At 34.0% G+C, this 16,966-nt stretch carries 10 protein-coding genes; 7 read left to right on the top strand and 3 right to left on the bottom strand.

Annotated features, from left to right (window positions below):
* Nucleotides 1-37 precede the first annotated feature (37 nt).
* On the bottom strand, nt 38-262 hold the full coding sequence (locus LNP19_RS10405; RefSeq protein ID WP_230061859.1) for a hypothetical protein: 225 nt from the start codon (nt 260-262) through the stop codon (nt 38-40).
* Nucleotides 263-277: 15 nt separating this feature from the next.
* Nucleotides 278-463, bottom strand: coding sequence for a hypothetical protein (locus LNP19_RS10400; RefSeq protein ID WP_230061858.1), 186 nt, complete (start codon nt 461-463; stop codon nt 278-280).
* Nucleotides 464-584: 121 nt separating this feature from the next.
* On the opposite strand from LNP19_RS10400, the gene LNP19_RS10395 reads away from it, so the two are divergent.
* From LNP19_RS10395 to LNP19_RS10365, 7 genes are all read left to right on the top strand, one after another.
* The gene (locus tag LNP19_RS10395; protein WP_230061857.1) at nt 585-2,279 is read left to right on the top strand and encodes a tetratricopeptide repeat protein; all 1,695 of its coding nucleotides are present in this window, start codon (nt 585-587) and stop codon (nt 2,277-2,279) included.
* A 597-nt stretch (nt 2,280-2,876) separates the two neighbouring features.
* Nucleotides 2,877-4,433: an L-piperidine-6-carboxylate dehydrogenase gene (gene amaB, locus LNP19_RS10390; RefSeq protein WP_230061856.1), complete on the top strand. Its 1,557-nt coding sequence runs from the start codon at nt 2,877-2,879 to the stop codon at nt 4,431-4,433.
* A gap of 55 nt (nt 4,434-4,488) precedes the next feature.
* Nucleotides 4,489-7,626 (top strand): SusC/RagA family TonB-linked outer membrane protein, encoded by a 3,138-nt coding sequence (locus tag LNP19_RS10385; protein WP_230061855.1) that lies wholly within the window; start codon nt 4,489-4,491, stop codon nt 7,624-7,626.
* Between the two features lie 21 nt (nt 7,627-7,647).
* Nucleotides 7,648-9,150 (top strand): RagB/SusD family nutrient uptake outer membrane protein, encoded by a 1,503-nt coding sequence (locus LNP19_RS10380; protein ID WP_230061854.1) that lies wholly within the window; start codon nt 7,648-7,650, stop codon nt 9,148-9,150.
* Nucleotides 9,151-9,355: 205 nt separating this feature from the next.
* Nucleotides 9,356-11,359, top strand: a complete 2,004-nt coding sequence (locus tag LNP19_RS10375) for an MGH1-like glycoside hydrolase domain-containing protein (RefSeq protein ID WP_230061853.1) — start codon at nt 9,356-9,358, stop codon at nt 11,357-11,359.
* Nucleotides 11,360-11,377: 18 nt separating this feature from the next.
* Entirely contained in the window at nt 11,378-13,513 is a 2,136-nt protein-coding gene (locus tag LNP19_RS10370; RefSeq protein WP_230061852.1) for a beta-galactosidase, read from the top strand.
* A gap of 27 nt (nt 13,514-13,540) precedes the next feature.
* Entirely contained in the window at nt 13,541-15,838 is a 2,298-nt protein-coding gene (locus LNP19_RS10365; protein ID WP_230061851.1) for an aminotransferase class III-fold pyridoxal phosphate-dependent enzyme, read from the top strand.
* Nucleotides 15,839-16,489: 651 nt separating this feature from the next.
* Here the strand turns inward: LNP19_RS10365 and LNP19_RS10360 are convergent.
* Entirely contained in the window at nt 16,490-16,861 is a 372-nt protein-coding gene (locus LNP19_RS10360) for an IS6 family transposase (protein ID WP_230061850.1), read from the bottom strand.
* Nucleotides 16,862-16,966: the final 105 nt, after the last annotated feature.

Genomic DNA, 16,966 nt, shown 5'->3' with positions numbered 1-16,966 from the left:
TGGAGTAGCAAAAAATTGCTATGTAATTGATACCAGATTAATATTGTACTAAATCTCGATGTATTACTTCAGCTAATCTTATATTTGGCGTTAAGCCAAGTGATTGATTATCTATTTGAACAGCATCATTCGAGCCTTTAGAATTGACTTTGTAATAGCGATTAATTACATTACTCCCATCAGTAACATTAATCACACCGGCAGTAAACGAAGCTTTAAATAGCGGTGATAGATTAAAATTTAAAGAGGCATCTAAACGCATGAAATCATCTAATTTTTAACTGTTTGGCGAATCATAATTTACCATGGTATTATTTCCGTTTTGAACGGTTTCATTTCCTTGAATTGGTTTTGTATACGGCTGACCATTTCTCCAAATACCACCAACCGCTATTTTTAGATTTTTAAGAATATCGTAATAAAAACCTAGCAATACAATATCAATGAACATAATATTAACCATCGGGTTTTTAACTTATTTTAAGTCCACACTATTGAACTTAAATACATAAATAATGATGATATTTGAAGCTTTAAAAAGCATTATAATAAAGGGTATAACTCTATTTTAAAATTTTCTTGCAATGAAAAAACTCGCTCATCTGCTACTTATTAGTTTTATATTTGTCTGTTTTACAGCCCAATCTCAGAAAAACATATGGGATGAAAACCCCAGTGATTCACAGGTTGAACTAGACAGTTTGTTAAAAATCTTGCCCAAATCTATAGGAGAAAAAAAACTGTCTTTATTAAATAGAATTGCCGAGATATACTGGGTCATTGATCCTAATAAAACTATAAAATATGGCTCGGAAGCTTTACGTTTATCAATCGAGTTGGAAAATAAAAATCAAGAAGGGTTAGCACTAATAAATTTGTGTCAGGGTTATTTGTTTAATAATATTTATGATAAAGCTTTACAATTCGGGCTACGATCCTTAGAAATACGAAGAGTAATTGGAAACGATTATGATCTTGCCTTTACTTTACGTACACTTGGTTGGTTATATTATGACATTGGTTATTTTGAAAAAGCATTAGAATATCATACCCAAGCTTTAATCATACATGAAAAAATAGGCGACAAGCAGCGAATTGCATACAGTTATAACAGTATCGGAATAATTCATGATGGCAAAGGCGATTATAATTTGGCATTATTTTTTTTCAAAAAATCTTTAAAACTCATAAAAGATTCTAATAATAAGGACAGAATCGCAGAAACGATGAAAAATATGGCCATTTGCTATCGTAAAATTAATGAACTCAATTTGGCTAAAAAATTCTTAGATTCTGCTCTGGATATTGAGAGTCAAATTAAATATGACTACAAAAAAGTTTATATTCTTCATGAACTTGCTATTGTACACTTACAACTTAAAAATTATCATAAATGTTATTTATTGTTACAAGAAGCTAGGACTATTACTAACGCATTGGGTAATAAAAAGGAACTAGTTTTAGAGAATGATAAAATTATGTCCGATTATTATTTAGCATTAAATAACTATAAGGAGGCTTTCAAATTTTATATGAAATATACTAATGGTAAATCTGAACTTTTCACAAGCAATAAAAGTGAAAAATTGGCTGAAATGCGGATTTTATATGAGGCTGAACGACGCGAATCTGAAATCAAGTTATTAGAGCAACAACGTAAATTGGAATCACAGAAAAGAAAATCCTTATTGATAGGTTCTTTATTATTGGCAATAATAGGAATTCTAATAATAGCTTCGTTATGGAATAATATAAAAAAGAAAAAAGCTATTTATCTGCAAAATCATAAACTTTCAAAGGAAAAACTAAAATCACAATTTCTATTACAGGAGAATTTAGAACGCAAACTGGATTTTCGAACTAAGGAACTTACAAATCTAGCTTTGTTCATTTCTCAAAGAACTAATATTTATAAGGACCTAACAAAATCTTTAAAAAATTTAAAATTCAACGATTTAAGCTTACTTAAACAAGACATCAATGCGCTTATAAACGAGTACACTTTTAAATTTGATTTAAATGAAGATATTCAGCAATTTCATTCCAACATAGAAACCCTACAAAGTGATTTTTTATTTAGAATTAAAGAAAAATATCCTAATTTAACTGATAAAGATATTCAGTTGGCAGTACAGGTTAAACTTAAACTTAGCTCTAAAGAAATAGCCAATATCAATAATATCTCTGCTAATTCAGTAGAAATTGGAAGACATAGGTTAAGAAAAAAATTAGGATTAGAAAACAAAGACAACCTAGTTACTTTTCTGGAAAACATTTAGGCTATTAATCTTTCTTGGACATCTTCAAATATTATGCTCAGTCCTTGTCCTCAATTATTAACACAGTTTATAAGACAAAAAATGTTACATTATAAAAACAGTTGCAAAATTATTTTGCAACTGTTTTTTTGGTTTATAAGCGCTCCTTTTTATTTTACTCTGTTGATGCATTTCATTAGGTGCTAAAATATAATTTATATAGTGTAGTCTTTTTTACTGTAAATTTTGATTTCTTTTCTCACCGACAACATCATATTGGGTAGTGTTATATTAAACTTATCGACATTATATTCTAAATTTAAAATACAATTTATTCTTTCTGTAATTGAATTTTCATATTGATAAGAATATAATAAAGAAAAAAACTGCTTCAATTTTAAACCTCCATCATATTAAAAACATAGTGCTTACATTGATAATTATTCGTAAAACCCCTGTATATACTGGCTTTGCTTGAGGATGTAAAGGTCAAGTAAAGTTCTTTTTTGATGTTTTATATTGAAATAATTTAATATTTGTGAGACCAAAACTTAGATTAAAATTAAATCCTAATTCTGCTAACAAATAAATTATGATGAAAATCAAAAAAAACAAAATATGACTACAACAAAATCTCAATTTGGTATGAATGAGGCTCTAGAAAAATTAGGGATCAAGACTATAAATGAAGGAACATCAACTGGTTTAAATCATTTTTCGTCTGGAGAAATTTTAAATAGTTATTCTCCCGTTGACGGAAAATTGATTGGTTCTGTTAAAACATCCACATCACAAGACTACGAAAAAGTAATACAGTCGGCTACTGAGGCATTTAAAACCTTTCGTTTAATGCCTGCTCCCCAACGTGGCGAAATTGTTCGTCAATTTGGAGAAAAATTACGCCAAAACAAAGAAGCTTTAGGAAAATTGGTTTCTTATGAAATGGGGAAATCATTGCAAGAAGGATATGGTGAAGTACAAGAAATGATCGACATCTGTGATTTCGCAGTAGGCTTATCACGTCAATTGCACGGTCTAACCATGCATTCTGAGCGACCTGGACACCGTATGTATGAGCAGTACCATCCTATGGGAGTTGTTGGAATTATTTCGGCATTTAACTTTCCAGTTGCTGTTTGGGCTTGGAACACAGCTTTGGCTTGGATATGTGGAGATGTTTGTATTTGGAAACCTTCAGAAAAGACACCTCTTTGTGGAATAGCTTGTCAGAATATTATAGCCGAAGTTATTAAAGAAAATAATTTACCCGAAGGAATTTCATGCTTGATTAATGGCGATTATAAATTGGGGGAATTGATGACTTCCGATACTCGAATTCCATTAATTTCAGCTACAGGATCAACCAGAATGGGGAAAATAGTAGCGCAAGCAGTTGCTGCACGTTTAGGTAAATCCCTTTTAGAATTAGGAGGGAACAATGCTATAATCGTAACTCCTGATGCAGATATAAAAATGACTGTTATTGGGGCTGTTTTTGGAGCTGTAGGAACTGCAGGACAACGCTGTACATCAACGCGTCGCTTGATTATTCATGAAAGTATTTATGAAAAAGTAAAAGACGCTATTGTCTCGGCATACAAACAACTCAAAATCGGAAATCCATTAGACGAAAACAATCACGTAGGTCCATTAATCGATAAAGACGCAGTCAAATTGTACAAAGCAGCCTTAGATAAAGTAGTTGAAGAAGGTGGAACTATTTTAGTTGAAGGCGGAGTTCTTTCTGGAGAAGGATATGAAAGTGGATGTTATGTGAAGCCAGCGATTGCTTTAGCTAAAAATTCATTTGAGATTGTGCAACACGAGACTTTTGCCCCTGTTTTATATTTAATAAAATACAGTGGAGATGTTGATAACGCACTTGAATATCAAAACGGAGTTGGACAAGGATTATCATCAGCTATCATGACCAATAATTTACGTGAAGCTGAAAGATTTTTATCAGTTGTAGGTTCAGATTGTGGAATTGCCAATGTTAACATAGGAACATCCGGAGCTGAAATTGGAGGTGCTTTTGGTGGCGAGAAAGACACTGGAGGCGGAAGAGAATCTGGGTCAGATGCTTGGAAGATATATATGAGGCGTCAAACTAACACAATTAATTATACCACAAACCTACCATTGGCACAAGGAATTAAATTTGATTTACAATAAAAAAACTATAAATAACTAAGAACCATAAAACTATAATTAACCAAATTTATTACAGATGAAAAAGCGAATTTTATTATTTAAGGGTTTAAACTTCATACTCTTAATGATGTTCCTGTGTCAACCACACTTTACTTTTGCGCAAGAAAATCAACCGCAAAAAAGTATTTCGGGAAAAGTAACAGATAATAAAGGAAATACACTTCCCGGAGTAAATATTATATTAGCGACAACGAGTATTGGAACTACGAGTGACGAAAACGGAAAATTTACATTAAAAATTCCTTCAGATTTAAAAAATCCAAGCTTAAACTTTACCTACATGGGTTTTTTAGATCTTACTTTAAGTGTAAATAACAAATCAGAGTTAAACGTTACACTTGAGGAAGAAAACAATAAACTAAATGAAGTAGTAGTCATAGGATACGGTTCCATTAAAAAAGGGAATGTTACCGGAGCAATATCTTCGATCAAGAAAGAAAGTATTGAAACTAGAGCTACAAATAATGCTTCAGAAGCGATTCAAGGATTAGTAGCTGGTGTAAATGTTCAAAAAAGTGGTGGTGCTGCTGGTGCTGCTGTAAAAATAAAAATTAGAGGAATTAATACATTCGGGAACACAGAACCGCTATGTATCATTGATGGGTTTCAGGGCTCATTAAGTTCAGTAAATCCTACAAACATTGAGTCTATAGAAGTGCTTAAAGATGGAGCAGCTGCTGCAATTTATGGATCAGTTGCCGCTAACGGAGTAATTATCGTTACTACTAAATCTGGGCTTAAAGAAGGTGTAAAAGTTGATTTTACTTCTTTTGTAAATAGCACTTCGACAGCAAAAAGAATAGAGTTATTAGATGCTGTTGGCTATAAAACAGTTCACAAAAGAATGTATGACGAATACAATAAATATGCTAATACACCGGTTTCATTGCCTGCCTATATCAACGCACCAACAACAGCTAACACAAACTGGCAGGACCAAGTTTTTCGCTCTGGTTTAGCACAAAATTATGGTTTAGGTGTGCAAGGTCGCGAGGGAGTGGTTAAATTTGCTCTATATGGTAACTACGCTAAAGAAAAAGGAATCATCATTGATAATAACTTTGGACAAAAGAATGCTAGCGCAAGAGTAAGCTTTAAGAAATCAATTTTTGATATCGACACTAAATTATCGTACTTATCGACTAAAAGTGAGCAACCTAACTTTCAATTGAAAGAAGTGTATGCAATATCGCCATTAGTACCTGTTTTAGATTCAAATGAAACTTACGGATACGGATTAACAAACAAAAACGGATTGCCATTTAACACAAACCCTGTAGCCGATGAGCATTTTAGAAGTGGAGAATTAAGAGGTCAAGATCTAACGGCTAACATTTCGATTACTGCCAATATCGCTTCTTGGTTGAAATTTAAAACAGCCTACTCTCATCATGAATTAAATTCACAACGTACAGCACACAACGCACCATTCATCGCTAACATACAAGCACCAGAAAAATATACGGTTCATAGAGAAGTTAGAACCTACTGGAGTGAACAAGTTTTTGAAAACACCTTAATGATGGATAAAAAATTTGGCGAACATTCTATCGACTTTTTATTAGGTAGTACTATTAATCCGTCCTCTTCTAACTGGAATGATATTACAGTTGAAGGCAAAACAACGGATCAATCCGTAGTAAACGGTCAGCTTGTTTCAACGGAACGTCCTGCAGGATTTTTAGATCCAAGTTTTGAAACTATTGGAGCAGGAAAAGGAGGAACTTACTCAGCTGATGGTTCTAAATACCAATACAATAGACTTTCTTACTTTAGTCGTATCAACTATTCTTACAAAGATCGTTATTTAGCGCAAGCCACTTTGCGTTATGATGGATCATCAAAATTTGGTAAAGACAGTCGTTGGGGAGCATTTCCTTCTGTGGCTTTAGGTTGGAAAATTGATAAAGAAGATTTTTATCCAGAAGATTTCATCATCTCTACTGCTAAACTACGTGCTAGCTGGGGACGTTTAGGTAACGAGGCAGCATTAGGCTATTATACTTCTAGCTCTTTAATTTTATCAGGTAATTACTTAAATTCTGGTTACGTACAAGGAACAGGAAGTAATCCATGGCCGGGAAGTATTGCTACAGCATTAGAAAACCGTAACCTAAAATGGGAAACTACTGATTCTAAAAACATAGGTATTGACTATACACTTAGAAATGGTAAAATTAGTGGTTCGATAAACTACTACCGCAATGTTACTGATGATTTGTTAATTACAAAGAAATTAGCACCTTCAGCCGGTATCGACAACCCAATTCTTAACGTTGGAAAGGTAAGCAATAGCGGACTTGAGTTTGAGGTAAATTATAGCGAACAAAGTAATGACTTTAAATATAATGTAGGATTTAATATTAGTACACTTCGCAACAAAGTAGAAAGCCTTGCTAATGCAGACCAAGCTATCAACGGACAAGGACTAAAATTTGATACGGAACACTTCCCAACTCAAGCAAGAGTAGGAACGCCAATAAGCTCTTTCTATCTGTACCGTGCCAATGGTATCTTTCAATCTACAGACGAGGTGAATAGCTATACTAGCAATGGGAATTTAATACAACCTAATGCTAAACCAGGTGATGTTAGATTTAAAGATTTAAATAATGATGGCCTTATTGATGAAAATGATAAAGAATACGCAGGTACAGGTTTACCAAAAGTAGAAGCTAATATAACTTTAGGAGCTAGCTACAAAGGATTTGACTTTAGTACATTGATTGGAAGTGGTTTCGGACATAAACTATACAACGGAAATCGTTATTTCTATGAGTCTATGAGCTCAGGAACTAATATGTTAGCTTCAACCCTTAATTCTTGGACTCCAGATAACAATAGCAACATTCCACGTGCTGTACTTGGTGATCCTAATGGAAATAGTAGAGAGTCTGATCGTTTCCTTGAAAATGGAAATTTTATAAGAATGAGACAATTACAAATAGGGTATTCATTACCTAGCTCATTATTAGAAGCAGCAAAAATCGACAAACTTAGATTTTATGTAAGTGCTGAAAATGTATTCACCATCACTAAGTATTCAGGAACTGATCCAGAGTTCTCTAGAAATAACTTACTAGATACAGGCGTTGACCGTTTTGTATATCCATTTACAAGATCATTTGTTGTAGGCGTACAATACGTATTTTAAGAAATTTATAAAGAAACAATTATGAAAAACATATATAATTTTATTACCGTATTATGCATCTTTACACTAGTAGGATGTACTAATGATTTCCTAGAGCAACAGTCTCCAGACCAACTTAATTCATCTACTTTTTGGAGAAATAAAGCCGATGCCGAAGCTGGTTTATCCTCAACCTACGCTTACCTTGAGGGAGCTGTAGAAGAGTACGCTTTTCCTGAAGTTAAATGGCCTGTTGAAGCCTATCGTGAAGACATTTGTAAATTAGGTAGTGATGCCTTAAATTATCAAAATTGGGTGGAATTAGCTGATTTTACTTATACAAATGGGAACAGCCAAATAACATCGTATTGGAAATTAAACTATCGTGGAATTTCTAATGCAAATCAAGTTATTGCTAAGGTTGGAGAAATGCCTTCATCTGCTATTAGTGATGCTGATAAAAACCAAATTATTGCTGAAGCACGATTTTTAAGAGCTTACTATCATTTAAAATTAATTCTTAACTGGGAAAAAATTAAATTAAGAACGAAATACATTACTAATCAAAACGAAATAAGTCTTCCTCTTGCTGAACGTGTAGAAACTTGGAATTTTATTGTTAGCGAATTAAAAGCAGTTGCTGATGTGCTTCCTGCAGTACAACCTGCTGATAACGTAGGTCGTGCAACAAGCGGTGCTGCTAATAGTTACCTTGGTTTTGCCTATTTGACTAGAGCGTATGAAGAAACCGCAGACAAACAAACCCACCTTACTGAATCAATTAAAGCTCTTGATAAAGTTCAAGGATATGAACTAGTGAAGGACTATGTGAGTTTATTTAATGGTACTAACAAGAACTCAAAAGAAACTATTTTTGAACTTCAATTTACAGACAACACATCTAACGGTGCATTCTACCGTACTGCGCTTCATTTCTGGATGGGTGCAAGCGAATTAGGTGGTTGGGACGAAATTCTGCCAACAGATATGTTGATGAATGAGTTCAAAAAAGAAGGTAAAATAGCAACTACAGGAAATTATGACAGCCGTCTTTACGGTAACATTTTCTTTAAAGATCCTTATTTTAATGAAGCCTCTAATCCTAGAATTTTTGGTGAAACGTATGATGCCAAATTCGGAAATACTGACAAACCTGTATTCCGTAAGTACTTACCTCCTACTCAAGAGCAAATGGACACCGAGTTTTTAGGGTTAAATGTTCCTTTAATGAGATATTCTAATGTGTTATTAATGAAAGCAGAAGCTTTGAACGAATTGAATCGTACGCTTGAAGCAATACCTCTTATCAATCTTGTAAGAGCTCGCGCTGATATGCCAGGAATGATAGGCACAACTTATAATGCCGTGAAAGCGCAAATCGAGCATGAAAGAATCATTGAGTTCCCTTTAGAGAACTTCCGTTTCTATGATTTACGCCGTTGGGGAAAAACAAAATCTGCTTTAGATGCTGTTGGACGTACAGGTTTTGACGCAGCAAAAAATAATTTTTATCCAGTGCCTTTAACTGAAATACAAAATAATTAAGAGAGTTAAAAAAATAAATTCAAAATAAAAAGAATAGTCCGAATAGTACTTGGGCTATTCTTTTTAATTTAAAAAAACATTTTTTAATGTTACCAATAGAATTAGTGTGAGAGAATCTATATTAGCTCAAATTGCTTGCTCGTACCAAATGCACATTATAATGAAAAATGAGCTGTGCTTTTCTATATTAACAAATTAAATAATCATGTACAAAAAAGAAAAATTTTATATACTTCTATTCTTTTTACTATTGCAAGCTAGTTTTGCCCAAAGTAAATTTAGCAACTTAGAATTAAGTAAAAACAACTTAAACTACAAAGGGAATCCTGAAAATGCTAAGGACAGAAAATCATTGGCTTTCTCTGATAAAGGCGCTTGGTTTGCCTTTGGATTGCTAGAGCCTTCAAATATTCAAGCTGGGTTTTCAGGTCCTTTTTTAATGACGGAGCAAAACGGAGTTTGGTTGAGTTCTTCCTTTCTTTCTTTGCATCTAATCGATGACAAACAACAAGAAATGATCAATTGGAAAACGGCTTTAAAAAGTCAGAACAGTTATAATAGCCATTTAGAACAGGAGTTTTCAAATGAAAAATTAAGCATCAAACAAGAACTAGTTTTTTCATCTGGACATACTGCAATTCAAAAAACTAGCATAACAAATACTTCTTCCAAAAACATCTCGTTCACACCTAGCTTTCAATCAGATGTTTATTTAGACAATCTGCAGCTTTCGGTAGTAGATAATGTATTAAAAATAGTTTCATCAAAAAGTAACGTTATTGGTTATGTGCAATTTCTTAATGAGGACAGCAAAATAGAAGTTACAAAGAATGGCTTTACAGCAAAGACTTCTCAACTTGTATTAAAACCAAATGAAACTAAAGAAATAGTAGTTTCTCAAACGTTTATTTTCCCACAATACGACTGGAAAAAAGAAAAAGAAAGCATTTCAAAATTACAATTTGATTCCGTTTTAGAACAAACACAACAAGAAAAAGAAAATCAATTAGCACAATTAATTGCAAAAAAGAAACCGACCTACAAAGGTTCTGAATACTCTGTTTTCCTAGCGAAGTTAATACTCACTTTGCAAAACAACACTCGTATTGCAGCAGAAGGTTTAAAACATGCTGGAATATTCCCAAGCTATCATTACGAATGGTTTCATGGTTTCTGGGCTTGGGACAGCTGGAAACATGCTGCTGCAATTGCAGAAGTAGATCCAGCTTTAGCCGAAAACCAAGTACGAGCTATGTTCGACTTTCAAGAGCCTAATGGTTTTATTCCTGATTGTATTTATAGAGATACCTCGATTGAACCTAATAATTATCGAAATACTAAATCGCCGCTGGCTGCTTGGGCAGTTTGGGAAATTTACAAGCAAAACAAGAATGTAGATTTCATTAAAGAAATGTATCCTAAATTAAAAAAATATCATGCTTGGTGGTATAAGGAACGTGATCATGACCAAGACGGACTTTGCGAGTTTGGGTCTACAGACGGTACTTTAGTAGCTGGAAAATGGGAAAGCGGAATGGACAATGCCGTGCGATTTGACAACAGCAAAGTACTAAAAAATGCCGAAAATGCCTATTCCCTAGATCAAGAAAGTGTAGATTTGAACTCTTTCCTTTATGCCGAGAAAAACTATTTGAGTCAAATGGCTAACGTTTTAAAACTAGCTAAAGATGAAAAAAAATGGAAAGCAGGAAGCAAAACCCTAAAAAAGCAAATTCAAAAACAGTTTTGGGATCCAAGTACAGGATGGTTTTATGACACCTCTTTGGATGGAAAAACATTCGTAAAAGATATGGGTTGCGAAGGTTTCTTGCCGCTTTGGACTGAAGTTGCTTCTAGAAAACAAGTTAAGGCTATAAAAGTTAATTTACTTGATCCAAATACCTTCAACACCTTTGTGCCTTTACCAACATTGGCTAAAAACAATCCGAAATTTAATCCTGCGAATGGATATTGGAGAGGACCAATATGGCTAGATCAAGTTTACTTTGGTATCAATGGACTAGAAAAATACGGTTACAAAACAGAAGCCAATCTCTTAACAAAAAAACTGGTTCATAACGCCGAAGGTGCTGTAGAAAAAGGAAAATCTATAAGAGAAAATTACCATCCTACAACTGGAAAAGGATTAGAAGCCGAAAATTTTAGCTGGTCAGCCGCTCATTTTCTACTACTACTTTTAAACAACTAAAAAATAAACGATTAAGAAATGATAAATTATAATTCCCTACTAACTAAGCTCACATTAGTAGCTTTGGTGGTATTTACTTGTAATTCGACGCAAATAGTTGCTCAAAATAAAAAAGTAGCTACAACAGAAAAAAAAGATCCGAAACGATTTTTTGACAAAGCTGATTTAATGCAAATTGGGGTGTATTATTATCCTGAGCAATGGCCAAGAGAACAATGGGATCGTGACTTAAAAAACATAAAAAAGTTAGGTTTTGAATTCACACATTTCGCTGAATTTGCTTGGACATTTATGGAGCCTGAAGAAGGTAAATATGATTTTAAATGGCTGGATGAAGCCATGGCAATAGCCGAAAAAGAAGGTTTAAAGGTAATTCTTTGTACCCCTACTCCTACTCCACCAGCTTGGATGGGTGATAAATACCCTGAAATATATTTAGTTGATTCTAAAGGCAACCGAAGACAACATGGAAATAGAGCAAACATTTCAGTAACAAATGAAAAATACCGTGAATTTACAGCAAAAATAGTAGCTGAATTAGGAAAAAGGTACGGTAAAAATAAGAATGTTATAGGTTGGCAAATTGACAACGAGCCCTTGTCTACAGAGGATTTTAGTCCTTCTGCTAGAACAGCATTTCAAATTTGGCTAAAAGCCAAATACGGAACTATTGAAAAATTAAATACGGAATGGGTTGGAAGTTTCTGGAGTACACGTTATTCTAACTTTGAACAAATCGTATTGCCTAACACCGAAGTTTATTTTGAAGATAAGTTAAGTCCACATACGATTTTAGATTTCAAACGATTCACTGCCGATGCACAAGCTAGTTTCTTAAACGATCAAGCCGAAATATTAAGACAATACACGGATCCAAAACAGTGGATAACAACTAATTTCACGAATGTGACTTATGACTCAGATCCAAGAAGAGCTGATAAAATGGACTTCATAACCTATACAATGTACCCAGTAAGTGGGCAAAATAATTTAGGCGGAGCTAATTTTAGAATGGGACATCCTAGTAAAATTCATGAGGCAAACGATTATTACCGTTCAATCAGTGGCGTTACAGGAATTATGGAATTGCAACCAGGACAGGTAAACTGGGCGGATATCAATCCTCAATTACAACCGGGAACTGTACACATGTGGCTTTCACAAGCTTTTGGAGGTGGTTGCGCTTTTACTTGTACTTACCGATACAGACATCCACTAGGAAGTAGCGAAATGTATCACGAAGGTATTGTGGGCAATGACGGAGTGACACTTTCTACCGGTGGAAAAGAATTTGTACAATCCATTCAAGACATGAAACTATTGCGTAAAGAGTATAATCCTAAAGCAGTGCTTCCTCAAAAAATCGCCAATAGAAAAACAGGTTTTTTATGGAGTCATGAAAATCTTTGGGACTTAGAAAATCACAAACAAACTAAACATTGGAGTACTTGGAAACATAGAAATACCTATTCTTCAGCTATCAAATCTACTGGAGCGCCAGTCGATTTCCTTACAGAGGAAGACAATTTTGATGACTACCCTTTTATTGTCGCTAGTTCATATCAACTTATTGATCAAAAATTAGTGGACAAATGGACTAAGTATGTTGAAAAAGGAGGTAACTTGATTTTAAGTTGTAGAACTGGACAAAAAGACAAAAACGGACATTTTTTTGAAGCCAACTGGAGCGCACCAATCGTGCCTTTAATTGGAGCTGATGTTGACTTTTTTGATGTATTAGTTACAGATATAAAAGGAAATATAAAAGCAGATAACAATAACTTTCAATGGAATACTTGGGCAGATGTATTATCTCCTAGAAAAGGAACTGAAGTTTTAGCCACTTATGAAGACCAATTTTATAAAGGTAAAGCCGCCGCGGTTACTAGAAAGTTAGGAAAAGGAACAGTAACTTACATTGGTGTAGAAAGTACTGATGGAAACTTAGAGAGACAAATTGTACGCAGCGTATATGGAAGAGCAAATGTGGCCATTGAGAATTTACCAAGCGGTGTTTTTGTCGAATGGAGAGACGGCTTCTATGTAGGAGTTAATTATTCAAACGATCCTGTCGAACTTGAGATCCCAAAAGGAAGTAAAATATTGGTTGGACAAAATCCTTTGCAGCCTGCACAAGCTATAATTTGGAAATAAAATTAAAAAAACACTAAAAATTTACGAATGAATTTTTCAGAAGAAACTATTGAGCAATTAACCAAAGAACATTATGGCCTAGCTACAACCGCAAAATCATTAAATGGTTATGACGAGTTAAATTTTCTTTTATCTACTAATACAAACGAAAAGTATATTCTAAAAATATCAAATAAAGATCATCCTCTTCCGTTTTTAGATGCGCAGGTTAAAATTATTCAGCACCTATCAAATAGCAAGCTTGCCAATGAATTTCAGCAGTTTTGCATCAACAAGCAGGGAGATGCTTTGACAAAAATTGAGGCCGATTCTAAAATATATTATGTTAGAATTCTCAATTTTCTAGAAGGTACTTTTTGGGTAGAAAAAGAAAGTAAATCAAAAGAGTTATTTTACAATCTAGGATCCTTTTTAGGAAATATGGATTATGAACTTCGCGACTTTTCTCATCTTGCTATGCACCGCCGTTATACTTGGGATATTAGTTGTGCCAGCGAGGCAAATGAGAATTTAAAATATATTCTCGATCATGAAAAAAGAAGAATCGCGGGTTATTTCTTGTTACAATTTGATAGCGAAGTACTTCCTGTAATCCACTCTTTGCGCCATGCCTACATACATAACGATGCAAACGATTATAATATCCTAGTTCAAGAAAATCAAATTATTGGTTTGATTGATTTTGGAGATATGGTTTACACAGCGCTTATCAACAATCTAGCGATTGCGTGTACTTATGCAATGCTTGGTGAAAAAGATCCATTGGCTGTTGCTGCATCGATTGTTGAAGGTTATCATAAATCGTATGCCCTTACTGAGCAAGAAGTTGATTTGTTGTACTATCTAATTGCAGGGAGACTTTGTATTAGTGTGACACAGTCTGCTTACAACGCATCATTAGACAGCAATAATGAACATCATTTTCTTACTGAAAAACCAGCGTGGGAATTGCTGAACCAACTTATTCGAATTAATCCAATAAAAGCGCAAGATACTTTTAGAAAAGCCTGTGGTTTTATAGGATTAATATCTGATGAAAACTATGCTTATCTATTAGAATCTCGTCAGAAAAACATAGGTCGAAATTTAAGTATTGGTTACAAAGACAAATTAAAAATCACCAAAGGCGCACTACAATATCTTTATGATGATAAAGGACGAACTTTTGTAGATTGTGTCAACAACCCATCACATGTAGGCCATTGTCACCCTGTTGTTGTTCGAAGAATGCAAAAACAAATTGCTAATTTAAACACCAATACGCGTTACCTTAATGACACTATTATTGAATATGCCGAAAAACTTACCGCGACTTTACCAGCTGCCTTAAGTGTTTGCTATTTTGTCAATTCGGGTAGTGAAGCTAATGATTTGGCCATTCGAATGAGTCGCCATTTCACCAAACAGAAAGACATTATTGTTCTGGATCATGCGTATCATGGTACTTCAACGGTTGCTATGGAAATGAGCCCCTATAAATTTGATGGTAAAGGCGGTTTTGGAAAAATGCCTTGGATTCATAAGGCTATTAACCCCGACTTGTATCGAGGTCCTTATAAATATGGGGATACAAATGCAGGAGAAAAATATGCTGCTGATGTACAACGAATTATCGAAGATCTAAAAAAAGAAGATAAAGCGCCTGCGGTATTCATTTGCGAAACGTTGTTAGGTGTTGGAGGTCAAATTCCGCTTCCTAAAAATTATTTAAAAACAGTGTATCAACACGTCAGAGCTGCTGGAGGAATCTGTATTGCTGATGAAGTTCAGGTTGGTTTTGGAAGAATTGGAGACCATTTTTGGGGCTTCGAATTACAAGATGTCGTTCCCGATATTGTTGTTTTAGGAAAACCCATTGGTAATGGACACCCACTGGCTGCCGTGATTGTTACAAATGAAATTGCAAATGCTTTTAACAATGGCATGGAATACTTCAACACCTTTGGAGGTAATCCCGTATCCATGACGGCAGGATTAGCTGTATTAGAGGTTCTTCAAGACGAAGAAATGCAACAACACGCATTAGAAGTTGGAAACCACCTAATGGACGGTCTTAGAAAACTAATGACGAAATATCCTATCATCAGTGATGTTCGTGGACACGGTTTATTCATAGGTGCGGAAATGGTTAAAGACCGAGTTACAATGGAGCCCGCTGTTGCTGAAATTGATATAGTTGTCGAAAAAATGAAAGAAAAAGGGTTTTTACTAAGTACGGATGGTCCTTTGCATAATGTATTAAAAATAAAGCCACCAATGCCTTTCAACAAACAAAATGCAGATGAGATGATTGAATTATTAGATATTGCTTTAAGCGAACTATAACTTATCACACAAACATTTAATACTCTTTTGCGGTGATTATTATAATTATATACTGCAAAAATGCGGTGATTAAATACAATTAAAAACTAGAAACAGATTTGTACTTCCTATAAAGGATTCTAAATAGCTAATTTCTTCAAATCATTCATAAAATGGTTTGTAAGTTGTTCATTAAGCGTCACAAAATAAAAAGCTCAATTCACACGAATTGAGCTTTTTTTATACGTATTTTTTCATAATTAACATATTTAAACTCAAATATTCTCACTGGTTTGGATATTTATTGAAGTCACCTTGACTGAACTAAAACCAGATTATAACAAAAAATCTGTGGAGTAGCAATAATTTAATGTATCATTAAATCAAAAATCATTTTAACTTACGTAATCGATTTTTATTATAATTAGCTAATATATCCGGAAAAAACGATTAAACTGACCACCCAATTCCTATTTTAATTGACCAATAAAAACATTAAAAAAATCCATCTCAAACACAAATCAGTTTGTTAAAAATCAACAAATTATCATTTATTTTCACGAACAGCACCTAATAGAATTCAGTAGTGATTTCAAATTGGAATGAGGTGGCCAACGTCATTGGAATTTACATGTTAGAGCCGCTTTTGTCTATATTTATTACCGTTGGCCGTCAATTATTATTTATTGTTTTAATTAGGAATGACTGCGCACTCATTCTTTGTCTTCTTTTGGTCAGAAGAAAATCCACCTTACTACCCAACTTATCAACAGCTTGATATAAGTAACACCAAATGCCTTTTACCTTTACATAAGTTTCATTCATTCGCCAGCTGGCACCTACTCTGTTCTTTCTCTTTTTGATTTGCGATTCAATCAAAGGTGCAAATTTAAACATCCAACGCTGAATCGTAGCATGATCAACTGCTATTCCTCGCATTTTCATTATTTCCTCAATATCTCTGTAACTCAATGTAAATCTCAATTTCAAATAAACGGCCTGAAGAATAATAGCTTTGGGATAACAATGACCTTTGGTATTCATTTAATATATTTTGAAGTTCTAAAGATAATAATTATTAAACAGACGCGACAGAACCGAAATTTAGAATCTATACTTCTAATATTCAAATTCTTACAATGTATTGCG

The organism is Flavobacterium acetivorans (genome assembly GCF_020911885.1).
Lineage (GTDB): Bacteria > Bacteroidota > Bacteroidia > Flavobacteriales > Flavobacteriaceae > Flavobacterium > Flavobacterium acetivorans.
The sequence above is the reverse complement of the archived record's forward strand: the minus strand, read 5'-3'. Positions and strand labels throughout refer to the sequence as shown.

Bases quoted from the DNA above. Each gene is read 5' to 3' on its own strand.
- LNP19_RS10405 (WP_230061859.1), bottom strand. From the start codon at position 262: ATGCGTTTAGATGCCTCTTTAAATTTTAATCTATCACCGCTATTTAAA.
- LNP19_RS10400 (WP_230061858.1), bottom strand. From the start codon at position 463: ATGGTTAATATTATGTTCATTGATATTGTATTGCTAGGTTTTTATTAC.
- LNP19_RS10395 (WP_230061857.1), top strand. From the start codon at position 585: ATGAAAAAACTCGCTCATCTGCTACTTATTAGTTTTATATTTGTCTGT.
- amaB (WP_230061856.1), top strand. From the start codon at position 2,877: ATGACTACAACAAAATCTCAATTTGGTATGAATGAGGCTCTAGAAAAA.
- LNP19_RS10385 (WP_230061855.1), top strand. From the start codon at position 4,489: ATGAAAAAGCGAATTTTATTATTTAAGGGTTTAAACTTCATACTCTTA.
- LNP19_RS10380 (WP_230061854.1), top strand. From the start codon at position 7,648: ATGAAAAACATATATAATTTTATTACCGTATTATGCATCTTTACACTA.
- LNP19_RS10375 (WP_230061853.1), top strand. From the start codon at position 9,356: ATGTACAAAAAAGAAAAATTTTATATACTTCTATTCTTTTTACTATTG.
- LNP19_RS10370 (WP_230061852.1), top strand. From the start codon at position 11,378: ATGATAAATTATAATTCCCTACTAACTAAGCTCACATTAGTAGCTTTG.
- LNP19_RS10365 (WP_230061851.1), top strand. From the start codon at position 13,541: ATGAATTTTTCAGAAGAAACTATTGAGCAATTAACCAAAGAACATTAT.
- LNP19_RS10360 (WP_230061850.1), bottom strand. From the start codon at position 16,861: ATGAATACCAAAGGTCATTGTTATCCCAAAGCTATTATTCTTCAGGCC.